The following is a 19,124-nucleotide window of genomic DNA, read 5'->3' on the forward strand; positions in this document are numbered from 1 at the left end:
GTTTTTTTCGCGAAATCTGCACCTTACACCCTCAGCGGCATGTGCACGACGATGAAAAAACGCTTTGAAATCAAGGGCCACGTTTTTCACGAACTCTGCAAACCTACAACAGAAAACGCAAATGGCCTTGTTATCCGACAAGGCCATTTTTTTATTTGTGCAGATTTGATCGTAACAATTGAATAGATCATGGCAATCAACATAAAATGCCATTGGTTTAAAAACCAATGCTATGCATGTCAATCCACAACAAAGCCTATTCAGGCTCTGCTTTCTTGTGCATGCCATTGGTTTTTACAATGCCGATTCAGAAACAAGCCAACTCCGAAAGTGAATCATCCGTATGCGCCTTCTGCACACTACCCTTGCTGTTTGTTCTGCTGCCTGCCTCATCACCCCAGCATTTGCTGCTAAAAGTTCAACTGGCAATGCCGACATTCTCGCTGCCAATAATCAGTACAGCCTCTACCTGCAAAATACCAAAATGGACTATGCGGAAACCGGTGGCAGCCATGGCTCTGCTCCGGGATTGCTGGATACGGAAAACGGCAATATCCCCGGTTTTGGCCTGAGCGCCACATCCATGTCCGACTGGGCGCTGGGTAACGACTACCTGCAGTTCGACTTCAATTACAGCAACGGCAACATTGATTACGTGGGTTCGTACATCAACAGCAATGCCGGTTATGGTTCGGTCAAATCAAGCAGCACGGCTCACATCTACAACTACAGTGCCCGCTACGGCAAGGGCTTCAGTCTGTCCAAGCAAACCATGCTGACCCCCTATGTCGAACTGGGTCACCACCGCTGGGAACGCGGCCTGTCTGCCACCCAGGATGAAACCTACAGCCATAACTACGGCGGCCTGGGGTTGTTGTTGCAAGCAGCACCGGTCAACAAACTGGTCCTGAATGCGGATCTGTTTTATGGCCGCACCTTCCAGTCGAAAATCAGCACCAATAGCTACACGCTGCCAGAAGCCACGCTGGGCAACTCCTCTTTCAAGCGCTACGGTGTAGGGGCTGATTATGCGTTCAGCCAGCGCTTCCATGGCAAGATCAGCTACAGCCACGAAAGCTACTCGTATGGCATCAGCGATCTGAGCAGCTATGGCTATTACGAGCCCAACAGCACGACCAAGAACGACATCTTCCGCGTGGGCATCGGTTACGCCTTCTGACAGGCAATGAAAAAACCGCAAGGGGCAGCCCTTGCGGTTTCTTTATATCCCTCTGCAGGCAGGCTCACTCACCCGGCAGCAGCGTTCCCTTGGCCAGCAAACCAGCAAACTCCTCCGGCGGCATCGGTTTGGCCAGCAGATAACCCTGAATGAGGTCACACCCTTCCTGTTTCAGGAAGTGCCACTGGTCTATGGTTTCCACCCCTTCAGCTACCACCTGCATGTTGAGGTTTTTCGCCATATTGATGATGGCCCGGGCAATGGCCGAGTCGTCCAGATCATTCGGGATGTCACGCACGAAAGAGCGGTCAATCTTCAGCTTGTCGGCCTTGAAGCGCTTGAGGTAGGACAGGCTGGAATAACCGGTACCAAAGTCATCAATCGACAGCTGCAAACCCATGCCCTTGATGCTATCGATGGCCTGCAAGGTACTGGTGACATCTTCCATGATTACACTTTCGGTCACTTCCACATCCAGCATGTCGGCAGACAGACCATGGCTGCTGAGCGCCTTTTCCAGCACCTCGGCCAGATCTTGCTGACGGAACTGCAAGGCGGACAGATTGATGGCCAGCGACATCTTGGGCAGCCCCTGGTCATGCCACAAGGCCAGCTGACGGCAGGCTTCACGAATCACCCAGTTACCGATCTGCACGATGAAGCCGCGCTCCTCGGCCACTTCAATGAAGCGTGCCGGGCCCAGAATGCCCAGTGAGGGGTGATTCCAGCGGATCAGCGCTTCGGCACCGGTAATACGGCCATCGGCCATGGCGACCTGTGGCTGGTAATGCAGGATAAACTCGTTGCGTTCCAGCGCAAAGCGCAGCTGGCTTTCAATGGCCAGAATCTCGCGCGCGCGGGCATTGAGGTCGGCAGTGTAGAACTTGTAGCTGTTGCGACCGGACGACTTGGCGTGATACATGGCCGCATCGGCATTGCGCACCAGGGTTTCAAAGTCTCGACCATCATCCGGGTACACGCTGATGCCAATGGACGGCGTGATGGTGATGGTGTGGTTGTGCAGTTCGATAGAAGCACCAAACGATTCACGAATACGCTCGGCGGCCAGCGCAGCCTCGCTGGGGTCGGAAATGGCAGGCAGCAGAATGATGAATTCGTCCCCGCCTTGACGCGCCACCGTCTCGCCCGCCGCCAGCGAAGACTTGATGCGGTCAGCCGCTACCTGCAACAGGATGTCCCCGGCCGAATGCCCAAGTGACTCGTTGACAGTCTTGAAGCGGTCCAGGTCCAGCAGCAGCAAGGCCATCTGCTCGTTGTCACGGCAGGCATTATGAATGGCCAGTTCCACCCTGTCGTGCATGTGTGCACGGTTGGGCAGGCTGGTGAGCACGTCAAAGTGCGCCAAGAACTGGATGCGCTCGTCTGCCGCCTTGCGTTCGGTCAGGTCACTGAAAATGGCCACATAGTGGGTGATTTCCGACAAGGGGTTACGCACGGCATTGATGGCCAGCCATTCCGGATAGATTTCACCGTTCTTGCGGCGATTCCAGATTTCCCCCTGCCACGAACCCTGATTATCAATGGCCTGCCACATGGTGCTGTAGAAGGCTTCATCATGGCGGCCAGAAGACAGGATGCTGGTTTTCTGACCCAGCACTTCCTGCTGCGAATAACCGGTGATCTCGGTAAAGGCCTTGTTGACGCTGCGAATGCGTTTTTCGCTGTCGGTAATCATGATGCCTTCCACGGTGTTTTCGAACACCTTGGCCGCCAGCTGCACCCGTTCTTCTGCTGCGCGCTTTTCCGAAATGTCACGCACCATGCGCCACACCGCATTAATGCGGCCAAAAGCGTCACGCATGGCAACGGTTTTCACACTGACCGGCACATGATTGCCAAAGCGGTTCATGTACACCGCTTCGAATTCGTCGCAATAACCGAAACGCAATACCTTGTTGTCCAGGTTGAAGCGCTCCAGCGCTTCGCTCTCCTGCCCCACCAGCGACCAGAAATTCTGCTGCTTGAGCTGGTCCAGGTTGTAGCACATCAGATTGAGAAAGGCCGGGTTGGCATCCATTACCTGACCATCCAGCGAACTAATGACAATACCGTCCAGATTGGACCAGAACAGTTCACGGTATTTGTTTTCGGAGCGGCGCAGCGCATCTTCCACTTCGCGGCGGCGCGAAATGTCTGCCTCCAGTGCCAGTGTCTTGGCGCGCAGCTCGTCAATCAGGCGCTTCAGTTCGGAGCGGGTCCATTCAAGATGCTTGCCCAGCTTGCCGATTTCATCTCGCCTTGCCCAGTAGAATGGCGATTCCAGCTTGAGCTCAGCCAGCTGGGTAGCCTGCTCGGTCAGGCTGTGCATCGGCCGCAGGAAGCGGGAATGCAAAATGCTCATGATCAGCAAGATGGACAGCACCAGCTGTGCCACCAGAATCAGCAGGATGTTCTTGACCTGATTGTGCAGGGCATTGGCCAGATGTTCGGTATCGAATTCCAGCGTTACCTGGCCGATCTCCTCGCCACGGTAAATCACCGGCTTCTGCACGAAAGACACGCCACCCACACGGCGCTCACTACGCAAGGCAGACAGGAATACCTGATTGGACTGGGTATCGGTCACACGAATGGATACCACCCGCGCGTCTTCCATCACCGAGGAAATCAACGGGCTGCCAGCCTGGCGGCTCAGGTTCCATAACGGCTCCTGCATGCCCAGGGCAACAATGTCCAGCAAGCGTTTTTCGTCGGTTTCCAGTTGTGCCGTCAGGTTATCCCGCTGAATGTTGATACTCAGATAACTGATGATCGATGCAGGAATAAGCAAGCCGAGTACCACGGCGATCAAAAAGACCGCGCGCAGTGACAAACTGGAAGTGACTGGGTTTTTATCTTCTTGGGATGCCATTGGTCTTGATAATCAAAAAGCGTTAATGGCGCGAAACATCCGCCGGCAATATTCAATGATGCAAAAACTGATGCTGCCAAAGCATGCGGGGAATGCACGCATGATAAGTCAGACCTTATTCCGTTATAAGCGATTTTTACTGCGTGACGACAGTTTCTGCAACGCAGCGGACAGCCCATGGTCAATTTGCCATGCCCATGGCAGCAGCCTACAATCCTCTCCATTCCGAATTCCCCAGGATTGGCCTGATGTCACACATGCACTATGACACTATTATTTCAGCACGCTGGATCATTACCGTGGAAAACGATGGTGAGGTTCTGGAAAACCATGCCATTGCCATCAAAGACGGCAGAATAGCCCAGATCTTGCCGATCGCACAGTGCGGCAACCTGCAAGCGGATGAAACCATCACGCTGGACAACCATGTGCTGATGCCCGGCCTGATCAACCTGCACGGCCACTCCGCCATGACGCTGTTGCGCGGCATGGCCGACGACAAGGCACTGATGGACTGGCTGAACAACCACATCTGGCCGGCAGAAGGCAAACATGTACGTGATGACTTCGTGTTTGATGGTGCCAGCCTGGCCATGGCGGAGATGATTCGCGGTGGCACCACCACCATCAACGACATGTACTTCTTCCATGACGCCATGGCCCGCGCCGGGCTGGCTTCCGGCATGCGTACCTTTGTCGGCTGCTCCATCCTGGAGTTCCCCACCAATTACGGCAGCAACGCCGGCGAATACATCAGCAAGGGCATGGAAGAGCGCAAGGCCTTCCTGGGCGAAGAACTGATTACCTTCACCCTGGCCCCGCACGCACCGTATACCGTGTCCGACACCACCTTCCGCCAGGTGGTGGAGCTGGCCGAACGCGAAAACATGCTGATTCACTGCCACATCCACGAAACCGCAGATGAAGTAGCCGGTAGCGTGACCGAACACCAGCAACGTCCGCTGGCCCGCCTGGCCAAACTGGGCTTGCTCACCCCGCGTTTGATTGCCGCGCACATGGTGCATCTGGACAGCGCAGAAATAGAAGCTGCCGCCCAGCATGGCATTTCCATTGCCCACAACCCGGCGTCCAACATGAAGCTGGCTTCCGGCATCGCCCCGGTACCGGCTTTGCTGGCAGCTGGCGTCAATGTGGGTATCGGCACCGATGGTGCGGCCTCCAACAACAAGCTGGACATGCTGTCCGAAACCCGTCTGGCCGCCCTGCTGGCCAAAGTAGGCACACTGGACCCGACCGCCGTACCGGCGGCCACCGCCATCCGCATGGCCACGCTCAATGGTGCCAAGGCACTGGGCATTGCCGACAAGGTGGGTTCGGTCAAACAGGGCAAACAGGCCGACCTGATTGCCATCGACCTTTCAGCGCTGGAAACCGCGCCGGCTTTCGACCCGGTATCGCATGTGGTCTATGCCGCCGGACGCGAGCAGGTCAGTCATGTCTGGGTCAAGGGCCGCGCCCTGCTCACCCAGCGTCAGCTGACCACCCTGGACGAAGCAGATCTCAAGGCGCGTGGTGAAGACTGGCGCAAACGTATTCTGGCGAGGTAAGCAATGAGCAATGTAGACGATCTGGAAATCGACAAATTCAGTCAGCTGGCCCACAAATGGTGGGACAAGGACAGCGAATTCAAGCCGCTGCATGAAATCAATCCGCTGCGTCTGGACTATATCGATGACTTTGCCGGTATCAAGGATCTCAAAGTCCTGGACGTAGGCTGTGGCGGCGGCATTCTGGCCGAGAGCATGGCACAGCGCGGTGCGCAGGTAACCGGAATCGACCTGGCCAAGAAGTCGCTGAAAGTGGCCCAGCTGCACAGCCTGGAGTCGGGCGTTGCCGTGGAATACCGCTGTGTTGCGGTGGAGGACCTGGCCGACGAAGCAGCAGGCAGTTTTGATGTGGTGACCTGCATGGAAATGCTGGAACACGTGCCGGACCCGGAAAGCGTGGTGCGCAGCTGTGCCCGCCTGGTGAAACCGGGTGGCTGGGTGTTCTTTTCCACCCTGAACCGCAATGCCAAGGCTTACCTGCTGGCAGTGGTAGGCGCGGAATACGTGCTCAACATGCTGCCGCGTGGCACCCATGAATATGCGCGCTTTCTCAAGCCTTCCGAGCTGTCGCGCATGGCGCGCAATGCCGGGCTGGAAATCTGCAACGTCAGCGGCATGAGCTACAACCCGCTCACCCGCATCTATGCACTGGGGGACGATACCCAGGTGAACTACCTGATGGCAACTCGCCGCGCCATCGCGTAATCCCCGCTGTTACAGTAGATGATCACACCCCTGCCCGGTTTCTTGCAGGCAGGGGTTTTCTTTTGCCTGCCGCACAGCACCGGGAAGCAGACCATAAAAAAAGGCCTTCGCCGCAGCGAAGGCCCCAATCATCCCCCGGTCCAGGACCGGTAAACAACCCGCTAGATTACGAGAACACACATTGCCGCACACACGTGGCACTGCCTGCCCAAGTACGCGTTTGAAAGCCCCATTCCTCGTGTCAGCGATTTTCAAACAAGCGTTCGAATAATAAAACCAAAACAGAAAACTGTACAAGGGATTTCCCTGATACCGGACTGGATGCGCGACAAAATGCAACAGTCGGCATGGCACACTCATCGGCAGGGCAACAGACCGACTGCCCGACAATTCCACATTCCAATTGCCGAATCAGCCAATATATATGAAAATAATAATATTCGATAATGGAGACACTGATGACGTTCAAGGCCAACGATTCGCTCACCGAGCAAATCGCCCAATACCTCGGTAAAAAAATCATCCAGGGTGAAATGGCACCGGGAGAACGGATTCAGGAATTGCGGATAGCCGCCGAGCTGGAAGTCAGCCGCGGCTCGGTGCGTGAGGCGCTGCTGATCCTGCAACGCCGTCACCTGGTGGAAATCTACCCGCGGCGCGGTGCCATGGTGTCCAGCATTTCCAGCACCGACGTGCGAGACTTTTTTGAACTGTGGTTCATGCTGCTGGACCGGGTAGTGACCAATCTGGCCAGCAACTGGAAAAACGACGACCTGGCCCGTTTTTTCGAGCTGATGTCCACGCTGGACGAATGTCATCGCAAGGATGACATGCCAGCCTACTTCGACTGCGGCGTGGAATTCTTGCGCGCGCTGTACGACTTCTCCAGTAACCGTTACATGAGCGCCACCTTGCAGGATCTGCTGCCGCTCACCCAGCGCTGCCTGTATGCCATCCTGCGCGCCGGTCGTTCGCAGATGGATCGCACCCAGCAGTTCCTGGATGACCTGCTCAAGACCATCATTGCCCGCGACACCACCCGCCTGCGCATCATGGTCGCGGAATTCGGCCAGGACTACAGCAAGCTGGCCCAGCAATCTGCCGAGGCGCTGGCCGGAAGCACGGGCTGAACACAGCTCACCTTAATGACAAAGGCCGCTCATCGAGCGGCCTTTTGCTTGGAATGGCTATTGTTCAGCCCGGCTTGCGCTGATAGTCGACAAAGGCATACACCAGCCCCTTGTCGCTGGTGAAACTGCTGCGCGCCACTTCCTGCCATGCAGCCGCACTCACCTCAGGGAAATAAGCGTCGCCGTCAAACGCAGCATCAATCTCGGTCAGCCGCAGAGCATCTGCCAATGCCATCGCCTGACGGTACAAATCGGCACCGCCAATCAGGCAGACTTCAGGCACCCCATCGGCCATGAGCAGCGCCTGTTCCAGCGAATGCGCCACATCAACACCAGCTGCCTGCCAGTCTGACTGGCGGGTGATGACGATATTGCGCCTTCCCGGCAAGGGGCGGCCGATGGAATCGTAGGTTTTGCGGCCCATCAGCACCGGCTTGCCCAGTGTTACCGCCTTGAAGTGCTTGAGGTCTTCCGGCAAATGCCAGGGCAAGGTGTTGTTGATGCCGATCACGCCATTGCGGGCCTTGGCCGCCACCAGCGTCAGTACAGGCTTGCTCATACGGCTACCGCTCCCTTGATGTGCGGATGCGGGTCGTACCCTTCCAGCGTGAAGTCATCGAAGGTGAAGGCAAACAGGTCGGTCACAGCCGGGTTGATCTTCATCTGCGGCAGCGGGCGCGGCTCGCGGCTCAGTTGCAGACGGGTCTGCTCTAGGTGGTTGCTATACAGGTGGGCATCACCCAGCGTATGCACGAAATCACCGGGCTTGAGGCCGCACACCTGCGCCACCATCATGGTGAGCAAGGCATAGGAGGCAATATTGAAGGGCACGCCCAGGAAAATATCGGCCGAACGCTGATACAGCTGGCAGGACAGCTTGCCGTCCGCCACATAAAACTGGAACAGGCTGTGGCAAGGCGGCAAGGCCATTTCATCCACCAGCGCCGGGTTCCAGGCCGACACAATCAAACGGCGCGAATCGGGATTGCGCTTGATCATCTCCACCACATTGCTGATCTGGTCGATATGGCGGCCATCGGGAGCCGGCCAGCTGCGCCATTGATAACCGTATACCGGGCCCAGGTCGCCGTTTTCATCGGCCCATTCATCCCAGATGGAAACGCCGTTTTCTTTCAAATAACGGATATTGGTATCGCCGGACAAAAACCACAGCAATTCGTGAATGATGGAGCGCAGATGACACTTCTTGGTGGTGATCAGCGGAAAACCCTGTTGCAGGTCGAAGCGCATCTGGTAGCCAAACACCGAGCGGGTGCCGGTGCCGGTGCGGTCGGACTTGTCATGGCCATGTTCCAGCACATGGCGCATCAGGTCGAGGTACTGTTTCATGCTGCCATCCATCAAGTTCAATCTATGGATTGTACCTGAGCCAGGGCTGCACAGCACAGTCCCTCCCGCTGGCAAACCCAATAACCACAAGCCAAAAGGGGCTGGCCTGCTGCCCCCGGCATACGCTACCATCCGCTTTAAAATACAACGTCAGAAAACAGGGGCTAAATGGCAGAAGATTCCGATCTCGAACGGACCGAACCCGCGTCAGCCAAACGGCTGCAAACCGCGCGGGATGATGGCAATGTTCCCCGCTCGCGGGAATTGTCCACCTTCGCCGTCACCATGACCGGAGTCGCCTTGCTGATGACGCTGGGAGGCAAGCTGGGCACGGCCATCATGGTCATGATGAAGCAGTTGCTGATTTTCGATCAGCATACGGTGGCGCAGGCCGAACCGGCCATCATCCGCTTCAAGGAAGCCATGTTCGGCATGCTGTGGCAATTGATGCCGATATTTGGCGGCCTGGCCATCGTGGCCGTCGCCACACCCATCCTGATTGGCGGCTGGAACTTCACCCTGGCCCCGCTGGAACCCAAGCTGACCAAGCTGAACCCGGCCAGCGGCATCAAGCGCATTTTCTCGCTCAATTCCGCCACTGAAGGCCTGAAGGCCATTCTCAAGAGCATGCTGATCGGCGGGGTGGCGGTATGGATCATCTGGCGCGAGCGCACCGACATCCTGGGCTTGCTGTCCATGCCACTGGAAGCGGGCATCCTCAAGATGACCGACATGCTGATCACCACCTTTTTCATCGTCACCGCCGCCATGCTGATGCTGGTGGTGATCGACGTGCCCTTCCAGCTGTGGAACTACCACAAGCAGTTGCGCATGACCAAGGAAGAGATCAAGCAGGAATACAAGGAAATGGAAGGCTCGCCCGAGGTCAAGGGCCGCATTCGCCAGTTGCAGCGCGAAGCGGCCCGCAAGCGCATGATGCAGGAAATCCCCAAGGCCAACGTGATTGTGACCAACCCGACCCACTACGCAGTGGCGCTGAAATACGAAGAAGGCATGCAGGCACCGGAAATCGTGGCCATGGGCACCCTGAAGCTGGCAGAAAAGATCATCGCTACCGGCAAAGAGCACAAAGTCACGGTGATGCGCTCGCCCAGCTTTGCCCGGGCACTTTATTTCCATGGCGAATTGGGACGGGAAATCCCCGCCAGGCTGTATACTGCGGCAGCGCAGATCCTGGCCTATGTCTACCAGTTGAAAGCCTACGAGTACAATGGCGGGCTGGCACCGGTTTTCCCGGACCAGCTGGATGTCCCGGCTGACCTTGACCCGGAAAGCAAACGCCAGCAAGATGCGGCCCCGAAAGCGAGACCATAATTACGGATGGATAATTTCCTCACCCAGTTGAAGCAGTTCAACGTCACCAAGCTGGCCGGCCCTATTCTCATCATCCTCATTTTGTCGATGATGGTATTGCCGTTGCCGCCGGTGCTGCTGGACATGTTCTTTACCTTCAACATTGCGGTGTCGGTGATCGTGCTGCTGGTGGGCATCAATGTCCGCAAGCCGCTGGACTTTTCCTCCTTTCCGTCCGTGCTGCTGGTCACCACCCTGCTGCGCCTGTCGCTGAACGTGGCGTCCAGCCGGGTGATCTTGCTGGAAGGCCATAGCGGCCCGGATGCCGCCGGCAAGGTGATTGAATCCTTTGCCCACTTCCTGATCGGCGACAACGTTGCCATCGGTATCGTCGTCTTCGTCATCATCACCATCATCAACTTCGTGGTAATCACCAAGGGTGCCGGGCGGATTGCCGAAGTATCAGCCCGCTTCACCCTGGATGCCATGCCCGGCAAGCAGATGGCGATTGATGCTGACCTGAACGCCGGCCTGATCGGCGAGGATGAAGCCCGCAAGCGCCGTTCCACCATTGCCGAGGAAGCCAACTTTTTCGGCTCCATGGACGGTGCCTCCAAATTCGTGCGTGGCGATGCCATGGCTGGCATCATGATCATCATCATCAATATTGTCGGCGGTCTGATCGTCGGCGTGGTGCAGCATGATCTGGACGCCGGCACCGCCGCCAAGACCTACACCCTGCTCACCATCGGTGACGGTCTGGTGGCGCAGATTCCGGCGCTGATCATCTCCACCGCCGCCGGTATCGTGGTGTCGCGCGTAGGCACCGACAAGGACATGTCGGAGCAGTTCTTCGGCCAGCTGTTTGCCAAACCGCAAGTCCTGTACATCACCGCGGCGGTCATCGGCATGATCGGTCTGATTCCCAACATGCCGCATTTTTCCTTCCTGCTGATTGCCAGCCTGCTGGGCTTTCTGGGCTGGACCATGGACAAGAAGGAAAAAGCAGCTGCCGTACAAGCCAGCCAGCAGCAGGCGCAGGCCGCCGCTCCGCCCGACCAGCCCATGGCCGAAGTCAGCTGGAACGACGTACAGCATGTCGATGCACTGGGACTGGAAGTGGGTTATCGCCTGATTCCACTGGTAGACCGCACCCAAGATGGCGAATTGCTGCGCCGTATTCGCGGTATCCGCAAGAAAATCGCCCAGGAGCTGGGCTTTCTGGTGCCCGCGGTACACATTCGCGACAATCTGGAAATCAAGCCCAATGCCTACCGCATTCTGCTCAAGGGCGTGGAAATCGGCGAGGGCGAGGCCTATATCGGCCAATACCTGGCCATCAACCCGGGCCGGGTGAATGGCAACATGCCAGGCACGCCCACCACCGACCCGGCCTTCGGCCTGCCGGCGGTATGGATAGATGCCGCCCGGCGCGAAGAAGCCCAACAACTGGGTTATACCGTAGTGGACTCCAGCACCGTGGTGGCCACCCATATTTCCAACCTGCTGCAAACCCATGCGGCAGAACTGCTGGGCCGCGAGGAAGTCCAGGCCCTGATCGACCATCAGGCCAAGGAATCGCCCAAGCTGGTGGAAGACCTGGTGCCCAAGATTGTTCCCATCGGCATTTTGCAGAAGGTATTGCAGCAATTGCTGACCGACGGCATTCATATCCGCGACTTCCGCACCATTCTGGAAACCCTGGCCGACCATATCGGCAGCACCCAGGATGTGGACGACCTGACCTCGGCGGTGCGCACTGCACTGGCGCGGGTGATCGTGCAGCAATTGTTCCCCGGCGAAACCGAACTGCCGCTGATGACGCTGGACCCTGCGCTGGAAAATGTACTGTCGCAGGCTGTCAATTCCAAAACCGGCGGCGGGCTGGAACCCGGATTAGCAGAAAACCTGCTCTCCAGTGCAGCACAACAGGCCGAGCAGGTGGAAATTCAAGGTTACAATCCGGTATTGCTCACGCCACCGGGTTTACGTCCCTTGTTGGCACGATTCTTGAGAAGAGCACTCCCACAACTGCGTGTGATCTCGCATAATGAAGTACCTGACAATAAATCCATTCGTATAATTGCGGTAATTGGGGGAAGCAAGGGCTGATAAACAATGGTGGTAAAAAAATTCTTCGGAAAAACCACACGTGATGCACTCAGACAGGTCCGCGAGGAACTGGGTGCCGACGCCCTCATCTTGTCCAATCGCCCGACAATGGGGGGCGGCGTAGAGATCATGGCCGTGGCGGATGCAGACGTCGCCAACCTGGCCACCAATCTGTCCACACCCGGCAGCAAGCACCCGGCCCGCAATGCGCCAGCGGTGAGCCGTCCGGTTGCGCCGCCCACGCCGGCGACCGGTGCCACCAACCGCGCCATTGCCCGCACCTATGCCATGCCGGTGGAGCCGCTGGAAAGCCCTGCCCCGCCACGTATCGACAGCCCACCGCCGCGTCCGCAACAGCGTATCGAACCGTCGCTGGCAGACAGCGCCGCGGTCAATTTCAACGTCAGCCCGCAAACTCCGCCGCCCCGCCCCACGCCGGCCAGCATCGTGCCCGAATCACTGGTGAAGATGCAGACCGTGGCCGCAGGCCCGGCTAGCAATGGCAGCACCGTACCGCCACGCAGCAAACCTGCCCCGGCACCGGCCGAAGAAGAGCCGGAAATGATGGCGCAGGAACTCAAGCAGATCGGCGACGAAATCAAGCTGCTGCGCAGCCTGTTGCAAAGCCAGCTGGCCAGCTTTGCCTGGTCGGACATGGAAGGCAAGACCCCCAACCGCATCGAGCTGTTCAAGCATCTGCTGGCCATGGGTTTTTCTGCCAACCTCATCCGCCAGCTGATTGAGAAAATGCCCGCCCAGTATGAAGGCGACATTGCCATCAAATGGGCACGCTCGGCGCTGATGCATAACCTCAAGTGCGCCGATGCCAATCACGACATCATGGACAAGGGCGGTGTGTATGCGCTGGTAGGCCCCACCGGTGTGGGAAAGACCACCACGGTGGCCAAGCTGGCCGCGCACGCCACCATGCGTTTTGGTGCACAGCATGTGGCGCTGATCACCACTGATAGCTACCGGATTGGCGCGCAGGACCAATTGCGCATTTACGGCAAGATTCTCGGCATACCGGTGTTTTCCATCCAGAATGAAGGCGACCTGCAGCTGACCCTGGCCGATCTGTCCAATCGCCACCTGGTATTCATTGACACCGTGGGCATGAGCCAGCGTGATGCACGCGTTACCGGCCAGATTGAAATGTTCCGCGGTGCCGGTCGTCAGGTGGAACGCCTGCTGCTGCTGGCCGCCAATGCCGACGGCCACACGCTGGAAGACGTGGTGCGCCACTACCGTGGCAACGGCCTGGCGGGCTGCGTGCTGTCCAAGATCGACGAGGCGGTCAGCATGGGGCCCAGCATGGATGTCATCATCCGCAACCGTCTCAAGCTGTTTTACATCACCAATGGCCAGCGCGTGCCGGAAGACCTGCACTCGGCCAACGCCGCCTTTTTGGTGGACCGGGCCTTGCGCTCGCCGCAGCCCGGTTCGCCGTTCAGCCTGCAGGGTGATGAACTGCCCATCATGAACTCCGCACAGGCCAGCTGGTTATGAATGGTGCCATGCACGACCAGGCCGCCAGCCTGCGCCGTCTGACCGCCCAGTCCGGCCGCGCCCCCAGCTATGCTTTTATCGGTTCGGACAAGGCGGGTGCCAGCACGCTGGTCACCGAATTGTCACTGGGGCTGGTTTATGCCGGCCATCGCCCGCTGGTGGTGGACTGTAGCCTGGGCCAGGTACAGGCCAGACGTCTGGGCACGCCCACCACCGCTACGCTGGAAAGCCAGATGGTGAGCGTGGGCGGACTGGATGAAATGATGACGACCTCGCGTCAGGGCATTCAGCTGATCAATCTGTATGCCCGACCGGAAGAACGTGCGCTGTTTTCCGCCCAGCTCTGGTTACGCCTGGGCAGCGAGTTTGCCGCCTTGGAGCGCGACAGCAGCGTGCTGATGATAGACGTGCCGGTGACCGCCACCGACCCGGTCCCGGCCAGCGTGGCAGACAATCTGGTGCTGGTACTCAGCCCGGCGGCCGACTCCATGACCGCGGCGTATGCCAACATCAAGCGTCTTTCCAGTGGCTTTGGCCGTCAGCGTTTCAATGTACTGGTCAACCGCGCCCGTCATCTGGAAGAAGCGCGCGACCTGTTCAATCGCCTGGCCGCTGTCACCAGCGAATTTCTCAGCGTGTCACTGCGCTGGGTCGGTTTCGTCCCGGCCGACAATGCCGTACGTCGCAGCCAGGCATTACGCCGACCACTGATGGAAGCTTTTCCCGACAGCGAAGCCGCTGCCGCCTTTGCCCAATTGGCCGCCGTACTGCCGCAATGGGACAGCCCGGAAACCGAGCGCCACGATACCGGTTTCATGGACATGCTGATTGCCACTTCGCGCGACTGGGCCGAAGCCGATGGAGCCAAACGACGATGACATTGCCGTCCTTGCGCCGTAAAGGCTATGCCGCGGCGGTTACCACCCCGGAAATAGATGTGCAGCAACACCTGCCGCTGGTGAAAAAGCTGGCGGGCATGCTGATGGCGCGCCTGCCAGCCTCGGTTGAAATGGACGATCTGGTGCAAGTGGGCATCATTGGACTGATTGATGCCGCACGCCAGTTTGACCCGCTGCAAGGTGTGCAGTTTGAAACCTTTGCCAGCCAGCGCATTCGCGGTGCCATGCTGGACGAGTTGCGCCGCGAAGACTGGCTGCCGCGCCAGGCACGCCGCCAGGCACGGCAAATCGAAGACAGCATCAACAAACTTGAGCAACAACTGGGCCGTGCCCCGCTGGAATCGGAAATTGCCGACGCATTGGGCGTAGAGCTGGATGACTACCAAAGCATGCTGGGCGACTGCAAAGGCCTGAGTCTGGTGCACTTTGAAGACTTCTCCGATGGTGAAGGCGAAACCCTGAACGACGCCATTGCCAACATCGAAGACAACAATGCACCCAATCCCTTGCAGGTACTGGCTGACAGCGATTTCCGCCAGGCACTGGTGGATGCCATCAAGACCCTGCCGGAACGGGACCAGTTGGTGATGGCGCTGTACTACGAGCAAGAGCTGAACCTGAAGGAAATCGGCGCGGTGCTGGAGGTTTCCGAATCCCGCGTTTGCCAGCTGCATACCCAGGCTATCGCCCGTATCCGGGCCAAAATGAAAGAATGGTTGTAATGCAGACTCTGACTCTTGACACCCATTCTCCCTTTCCGGGAAAGGGCGGTGGGTTTGGGAATAGATGGAAGAGCTGCGGAATCAAGCAGTTAGTCAGAAGGCCCGGCTTTGTCGGGTCCAGTACAATCGCACCAAATAACTTTGTCAGCAGCCTGAAATGGCTGTAAAGCCATCTGCTTGCACAGACAACGATAACGGAATCAAGCGTGGACAAGATCAGTATTATTGCCATTGTCATGGGCCTGACGGCCATCATCGCCGGCCAGGCACTGGAAGGGGGCAATATCGGCTCCCTGCTGCAACTGACTGCCTTCATGATTGTGATTGGCGGCACCATGAGTGCCGTCATGCTGCAAAGTACCCCGCGCCAGTTTGTCGCCGGCATCCGCATGCTCAAGTGGATTTTCCAGCCGCCGCCGCAAGACAATGAAAAACTGATCCGCGAAGTGGTGAACTGGAGCCAGACCGCCCGCCGTGGTGGCCTGCTGTCACTGGAAGGCTATGTGGCACAACAAAAGGATCCCTTCACCAAGAAAGCCCTGCAAATGGTTGTGGATGGGGCCGAACCGGAAGTACTGCGCGGCGTGATGGAAGTCGAAATCGGCATGTTCGAGCACGCCCGCAAACAGGCGGCACGAGTATGGGAATCCGCTGGCGGCTACTCCCCCACCATGGGTATTCTGGGCGCAGTACTGGGCCTGATTCACGTGATGGAAAACCTGTCCGACCCCTCCAAGCTGGGTGCCGGTATTGCTGTGGCCTTTGTCGCCACCGTCTATGGTGTGGGCTCGGCCAACCTGTTTTTCCTGCCGGTGGCCAACAAGCTCAAGCACCTGGTAGCGGCGGAAATCGCCATGAAAGAAATGGTGGTGGAAGGCCTGGTGGCCATCGCCAATGGCGAGAACCCGCGCATCATCGAAAGCCGCTTGCGCGGCTTCCAGGCCATGCACGAATAAGCCAGCCCGCGTCTAGGACAACAGACGCAAGCTGCTGTTGGGATTGGGCTTTTTCAGATAGGCATCCAGCAGCTTGTAGGTGTCGATGTCAAAGCATGGGCTGCCCTGCAAACTGCTCTCCCCCGCCAGGCGCGAGCCCAGATAACACCATTGATCGAACACATGTTCAATGGCACTGCCGGTCACTTCATCGGTCTCCACCACGGCCAGCGGGCCGGGAAACTCCCAAGCCTTGATGCGCAAGCGCGTCAGCGCCTGCAACAAGCGCATATTATGTGACGGCGCGTCCTCACGCCCGACACAAGCACCACGACAGCGCCCGCCCTTCAGCGCCACACAGCCCGCGCCCTTGCGTGAGGTCACCGTTTCCACCCCAAGTACCGACTGGCACAGTCCATGACCATTGGCGATGTCGGCCAGCGCCTTGCGCGCTTCTTTCGGACTGCGGAACAAACCATACAAATCGGCGGTACGGCTGAAATCCAGTTGCTCGGCCATGACAATCATCGGCCGCAGGAATTCACCTTGGGCATGATTCAACTGGATGGAGCACACCTCGCTGGCCAGGCGGCTACGGTGATTGTAAAACGGCTTGAGTTGACGCAGTAGCTGCTGCTCCAGCAAGGCTGCACCCAGATCACCAATGGTTTCCTGACAGCTGATACGCGTTACCGTCCGGCCAATGACCGGCTGCTTGCCGTATTTGCCATCCTGCGCCAGTTGCGACACCACCTTGCCACGCACATTGCTGGCACGCCCCACGTACAAGGCCTGCTCGGCCTCGCCCCACACGGTATACACCCCGGGCAGGTCGGGCAAATCATCCACCAGCGCGGCATCCACCCCCGGGGGTAGCTCGGGCTGGGCCAGCACATGCTGGATGGCTTCCTTTACAGCGGCCTCACCCAGTTCGGCACTGGCCGCCTGCAAGAACAGCAACAGGGCCTCGGCATCCGCCATCGCCCGGTGCCGGTCTGACAGTTGCAAGTCATGGCGCTGGATGATGCTGTCCAGATTGTGCTTGAAATGCTGGGGGTACAAACGACGCGACAACTTGACCGTGCACAGCGTGGCGTTTTGCAAGCGCAGGCCGACACGACGGAACTCATTGCGCAGAAAGCCGTAATCAAAACGGACGTTATGCGCCAGCAACAAACGGCCTTGCAGCATGGGCAGCAAATCTGCCGCAATGGCACTGAATGGCACGGCAGCCTGCACCATGGCATTGCTGATGCCGGTCATGTTTTCAATGAAGGGCGGAATCGGCTGCAAGGGATTGACCAGCGTCTGGTAACGCTGCTGCCCCTCACCATCCAGCAGGATCAGGCCGATTTCAGTAATGCGGTCGCGGCCGATATGGCCACCGGTGGTTTCAAGGTCGACAATCGCCCAGGGAATATCAAACAGCATGCAATCTCGTCGGAATAATCATCAAAGCGCGGACAGCCGGTATGAAACCGGTTGCAACATGGCGGGTATGCGCGCCATCTTAACACCGCCCCACCACCTGACTATGCAATAGTCGCGGTTTTGCTGTGCTGCCTGCAACAGTGGCGCCAAGCCGCCAGATCAGACCGGAAAAAAAATTGCTGCAAAAGTGTTGACACTAAAAAACCGTATCGGTATAGTTCGCCCTCTCGAAAGACAAAACGTTTTCCGAGACAGTGCACCCGTAGCTCAGTTGGATAGAGTATTTGGCTACGAACCAAAGGGTCGGGCGTTCGAATCGCTCCGGGTGCACCACTACAGCGTCCCTATAGTTTAGCGGTTAGAACACCGCCCTTTCACGGCGGTAGCCGGGGTTCGATTCCCCGTGGGGACGCCACTTTGCACCCGTAGCTCAGTTGGATAGAGTATTTGGCTACGAACCAAAGGGTCGGGCGTTCGAATCGCTCCGGGTGCACCAAAGTCCCTATAGTTTAGCGGTTAGAACACCGCCCTTTCACGGCGGTAGCCGGGGTTCGATTCCCCGTGGGGACGCCAGGATTCAGAAATCAGCCCAGTCGCAAGACTGGGCTTTTTTCATTTCCGGTCAGCAAAGCCACTTTGCCGCATTCCAGCAGACAACAAAAATGCCACCCGCAGATGGCATCTTCAACATATGAGCTGATCAGGCATCAAACCCGGTAACTGCTGACTGTCATCACCTTGGCAGTCAGCTTCATCAGGCCCCGCACCGGAGCCGGCAAACGGGCTGCACCATATTCGTGCGCCATGTCGGCGTGACGCAGTTCGTCATCGCGCATCTGGCTGACAATGGCACGGCTCTTGGCATCCGCCTCGGGCAGAGCGGTCAGATGGCTATCCAGATGCGCGCCAACCTGATGCTCGGTTTCCTCCAGAAAGCCCAGATTCCACTTATCCCCAAGCAAACCGGCGGTGACGCCAATGGCCAGCGAACCGGTATACCACAAGGGTCCCAACAAGCTGGGCTGACCACCCAGCTCACGAATGCGCTGCTCGGTCCAGGCCAGGTGCTCCACTTCTTCGAATGCCGCATGCTGCAAGGCCTCGCGCGCGGCCGGATTGCGTGCAGTCAGGGCCTGCCCCTGATACAGCGCCTGTGCGCACACCTCGCCACAGTGGTTAACTCGCATCAGGCCGATGGCATGACGCTTTTCCTCGGCGCTCAGTTCGGCCTCTTCCAGTGCGGCATCCGGCCGTGGACGCTGGCTTTGCGCCGGCGCAAACAGGGTGCGCAAACCCTTGTCAAATTCGGTGATCAGCGTGTCAAACATAGTGTTCCCGATTGGTGCACAAATCCGTCAAAGATTATACCTGTGCACCGCACAACACGGCAGCTGCTG

The 19,124-nt window shown here is 58.0% G+C and carries 17 protein-coding genes and 4 tRNA genes; 16 read left to right on the forward strand and 5 right to left on the reverse strand.

The features are described 5' to 3' along the window. Together HWX34_RS21040 and HWX34_RS03140 are read left to right on the forward strand one after the other, a co-directional pair. A partial coding sequence (locus HWX34_RS21040) for a hypothetical protein (RefSeq protein ID WP_218645040.1) occupies window positions 1–186 on the forward strand: 186 nt, incomplete at its 5' end. A gap of 298 nt (window positions 187–484) precedes the next feature. Then, the gene (locus HWX34_RS03140) at window positions 485–1,180 is read left to right on the forward strand and encodes a hypothetical protein (RefSeq protein WP_178970954.1); all 696 of its coding nucleotides are present in this window, start codon (window positions 485–487) and stop codon (window positions 1,178–1,180) included. Between the two features lie 64 nt (window positions 1,181–1,244). Here the strand turns inward: HWX34_RS03140 and HWX34_RS03145 are convergent, their stop codons facing one another. Next, on the reverse strand, window positions 1,245–3,971 hold the full coding sequence (locus tag HWX34_RS03145) for a bifunctional diguanylate cyclase/phosphodiesterase (protein ID WP_255496556.1): 2,727 nt from the start codon (window positions 3,969–3,971) through the stop codon (window positions 1,245–1,247). Here HWX34_RS03145 and HWX34_RS03150 point away from each other — a divergent pair. The 4 genes from HWX34_RS03150 to HWX34_RS03165 all read left to right on the forward strand — a co-directional run bounded on the left by HWX34_RS03150 (window position 3,949) and on the right by HWX34_RS03165 (window position 7,455). Continuing rightward, window positions 3,949–4,320 carry a hypothetical protein gene (locus HWX34_RS03150; protein ID WP_178970952.1) on the forward strand — a complete coding sequence of 124 codons (372 nt, stop codon included), beginning with the start codon at window positions 3,949–3,951 and terminating at the stop codon, window positions 4,318–4,320. The genes HWX34_RS03145 and HWX34_RS03150 overlap by 23 nt on opposite strands. After that, window positions 4,310–5,620 (forward strand): TRZ/ATZ family hydrolase, encoded by a 1,311-nt coding sequence (locus HWX34_RS03155; RefSeq protein ID WP_370459667.1) that lies wholly within the window; start codon window positions 4,310–4,312, stop codon window positions 5,618–5,620. Before HWX34_RS03150 ends, HWX34_RS03155 begins: the two co-directional genes overlap by 11 nt. 3 nt (window positions 5,621–5,623) lie before the next feature. Continuing rightward, window positions 5,624–6,325 (forward strand): bifunctional 2-polyprenyl-6-hydroxyphenol methylase/3-demethylubiquinol 3-O-methyltransferase UbiG, encoded by a 702-nt coding sequence (gene ubiG / locus HWX34_RS03160; RefSeq protein WP_178970957.1) that lies wholly within the window; start codon window positions 5,624–5,626, stop codon window positions 6,323–6,325. Window positions 6,326–6,783: 458 nt separating this feature from the next. Beyond that, window positions 6,784–7,455 (forward strand): GntR family transcriptional regulator, encoded by a 672-nt coding sequence (locus HWX34_RS03165; RefSeq protein ID WP_178970958.1) that lies wholly within the window; start codon window positions 6,784–6,786, stop codon window positions 7,453–7,455. Window positions 7,456–7,519: 64 nt separating this feature from the next. On the opposite strand, the gene HWX34_RS03170 is transcribed toward HWX34_RS03165, so the two are convergent. Both HWX34_RS03170 and HWX34_RS03175 read right to left on the reverse strand, forming a co-directional pair. Then, window positions 7,520–8,014, reverse strand: a complete 495-nt coding sequence (locus HWX34_RS03170; RefSeq protein WP_178970959.1) for a dihydrofolate reductase — start codon at window positions 8,012–8,014, stop codon at window positions 7,520–7,522. Beyond that, window positions 8,011–8,805 (reverse strand): thymidylate synthase, encoded by a 795-nt coding sequence (locus tag HWX34_RS03175; protein WP_178970960.1) that lies wholly within the window; start codon window positions 8,803–8,805, stop codon window positions 8,011–8,013. Before HWX34_RS03175 ends, HWX34_RS03170 begins: the two co-directional genes overlap by 4 nt. A gap of 168 nt (window positions 8,806–8,973) precedes the next feature. Here HWX34_RS03175 and flhB point away from each other — a divergent pair, with 168 nt between their 5' ends. The 6 genes from flhB to HWX34_RS03205 all read left to right on the forward strand — a co-directional run bounded on the left by flhB (window position 8,974) and on the right by HWX34_RS03205 (window position 16,317). After that, window positions 8,974–10,140 carry a flagellar biosynthesis protein FlhB gene (gene flhB, locus HWX34_RS03180; protein WP_178970961.1) on the forward strand — a complete coding sequence of 389 codons (1,167 nt, stop codon included), beginning with the start codon at window positions 8,974–8,976 and terminating at the stop codon, window positions 10,138–10,140. A 6-nt stretch (window positions 10,141–10,146) separates the two neighbouring features. Further along, on the forward strand, window positions 10,147–12,231 hold the full coding sequence (gene flhA, locus HWX34_RS03185) for a flagellar biosynthesis protein FlhA (protein ID WP_178970962.1): 2,085 nt from the start codon (window positions 10,147–10,149) through the stop codon (window positions 12,229–12,231). A gap of 6 nt (window positions 12,232–12,237) precedes the next feature. Continuing rightward, window positions 12,238–13,740 (forward strand): flagellar biosynthesis protein FlhF, encoded by a 1,503-nt coding sequence (gene flhF / locus HWX34_RS03190; RefSeq protein ID WP_178970963.1) that lies wholly within the window; start codon window positions 12,238–12,240, stop codon window positions 13,738–13,740. An 8-nt stretch (window positions 13,741–13,748) separates the two neighbouring features. Next, window positions 13,749–14,618 carry a flagellar synthesis regulator FleN gene (locus HWX34_RS03195; protein WP_178970964.1) on the forward strand — a complete coding sequence of 290 codons (870 nt, stop codon included), beginning with the start codon at window positions 13,749–13,751 and terminating at the stop codon, window positions 14,616–14,618. Then, window positions 14,615–15,361, forward strand: coding sequence for an RNA polymerase sigma factor FliA (locus HWX34_RS03200; protein WP_178970965.1), 747 nt, complete (start codon window positions 14,615–14,617; stop codon window positions 15,359–15,361). The genes HWX34_RS03195 and HWX34_RS03200 overlap by 4 nt, the downstream gene beginning before the upstream one ends. 206 nt (window positions 15,362–15,567) lie before the next feature. Next, a complete protein-coding gene (locus tag HWX34_RS03205) occupies window positions 15,568–16,317 on the forward strand; it encodes a flagellar motor protein (protein ID WP_045845595.1) in 750 nt (249 codons plus the stop codon). Window positions 16,318–16,329: 12 nt separating this feature from the next. On the opposite strand, the gene HWX34_RS03210 is transcribed toward HWX34_RS03205, so the two are convergent. Further along, window positions 16,330–17,727 carry an exonuclease domain-containing protein gene (locus HWX34_RS03210; protein WP_178970966.1) on the reverse strand — a complete coding sequence of 466 codons (1,398 nt, stop codon included), beginning with the start codon at window positions 17,725–17,727 and terminating at the stop codon, window positions 16,330–16,332. 256 nt (window positions 17,728–17,983) lie between these two features. On the opposite strand from HWX34_RS03210, the gene HWX34_RS03215 reads away from it, so the two are divergent. The 4 genes from HWX34_RS03215 (at window position 17,984) to HWX34_RS03230 (ending at window position 18,300) form a co-directional block, all read left to right on the forward strand. Further along, window positions 17,984–18,060, forward strand: a tRNA-Arg gene (locus HWX34_RS03215). 7 nt (window positions 18,061–18,067) lie between these two features. Then, a tRNA-Glu gene (locus HWX34_RS03220) sits at window positions 18,068–18,142 on the forward strand. Window positions 18,143–18,146: 4 nt separating this feature from the next. Further along, a tRNA-Arg gene (locus HWX34_RS03225) sits at window positions 18,147–18,223 on the forward strand. A 2-nt stretch (window positions 18,224–18,225) separates the two neighbouring features. After that, window positions 18,226–18,300: transfer RNA gene (locus tag HWX34_RS03230), tRNA-Glu, on the forward strand. Between the two features lie 134 nt (window positions 18,301–18,434). Here HWX34_RS03230 and coq7 read toward each other — a convergent pair. Next, complete coding sequence (coq7, locus tag HWX34_RS03235) at window positions 18,435–19,055, reverse strand: 2-polyprenyl-3-methyl-6-methoxy-1,4-benzoquinone monooxygenase (RefSeq protein ID WP_178970967.1); 621 nt, start codon at window positions 19,053–19,055, stop codon at window positions 18,435–18,437. Window positions 19,056–19,124 lie beyond the last annotated feature (69 nt).

Origin of the sequence: Aquitalea sp. LB_tupeE (genome assembly GCF_013391415.1) — a bacterium.
GTDB lineage: Bacteria > Pseudomonadota > Gammaproteobacteria > Burkholderiales > Chromobacteriaceae > Aquitalea.

What these genes read in the sequence shown, in the direction of transcription:
- HWX34_RS03140 (WP_178970954.1), top strand. Translation starts at nt 485, where the DNA reads ATGGACTATGCGGAAACCGGTGGCAGCCATGGCTCTGCTCCGGGATTG.
- HWX34_RS03150 (WP_178970952.1), top strand. Translation starts at nt 3,949, where the DNA reads ATGATCGATGCAGGAATAAGCAAGCCGAGTACCACGGCGATCAAAAAG.
- HWX34_RS03155 (WP_370459667.1), top strand. Translation starts at nt 4,310, where the DNA reads ATGCACTATGACACTATTATTTCAGCACGCTGGATCATTACCGTGGAA.
- ubiG (WP_178970957.1), top strand. Translation starts at nt 5,624, where the DNA reads ATGAGCAATGTAGACGATCTGGAAATCGACAAATTCAGTCAGCTGGCC.
- HWX34_RS03165 (WP_178970958.1), top strand. Translation starts at nt 6,784, where the DNA reads ATGACGTTCAAGGCCAACGATTCGCTCACCGAGCAAATCGCCCAATAC.
- HWX34_RS03170 (WP_178970959.1), bottom strand. Translation starts at nt 8,014, where the DNA reads ATGAGCAAGCCTGTACTGACGCTGGTGGCGGCCAAGGCCCGCAATGGC.
- HWX34_RS03175 (WP_178970960.1), bottom strand. Translation starts at nt 8,805, where the DNA reads ATGAAACAGTACCTCGACCTGATGCGCCATGTGCTGGAACATGGCCAT.
- flhB (WP_178970961.1), top strand. Translation starts at nt 8,974, where the DNA reads ATGGCAGAAGATTCCGATCTCGAACGGACCGAACCCGCGTCAGCCAAA.
- flhA (WP_178970962.1), top strand. Translation starts at nt 10,147, where the DNA reads ATGGATAATTTCCTCACCCAGTTGAAGCAGTTCAACGTCACCAAGCTG.
- flhF (WP_178970963.1), top strand. Translation starts at nt 12,238, where the DNA reads ATGGTGGTAAAAAAATTCTTCGGAAAAACCACACGTGATGCACTCAGA.
- HWX34_RS03195 (WP_178970964.1), top strand. Translation starts at nt 13,749, where the DNA reads ATGCACGACCAGGCCGCCAGCCTGCGCCGTCTGACCGCCCAGTCCGGC.
- HWX34_RS03200 (WP_178970965.1), top strand. Translation starts at nt 14,615, where the DNA reads ATGACATTGCCGTCCTTGCGCCGTAAAGGCTATGCCGCGGCGGTTACC.
- HWX34_RS03210 (WP_178970966.1), bottom strand. Translation starts at nt 17,727, where the DNA reads ATGCTGTTTGATATTCCCTGGGCGATTGTCGACCTTGAAACCACCGGT.
- coq7 (WP_178970967.1), bottom strand. Translation starts at nt 19,055, where the DNA reads ATGTTTGACACGCTGATCACCGAATTTGACAAGGGTTTGCGCACCCTG.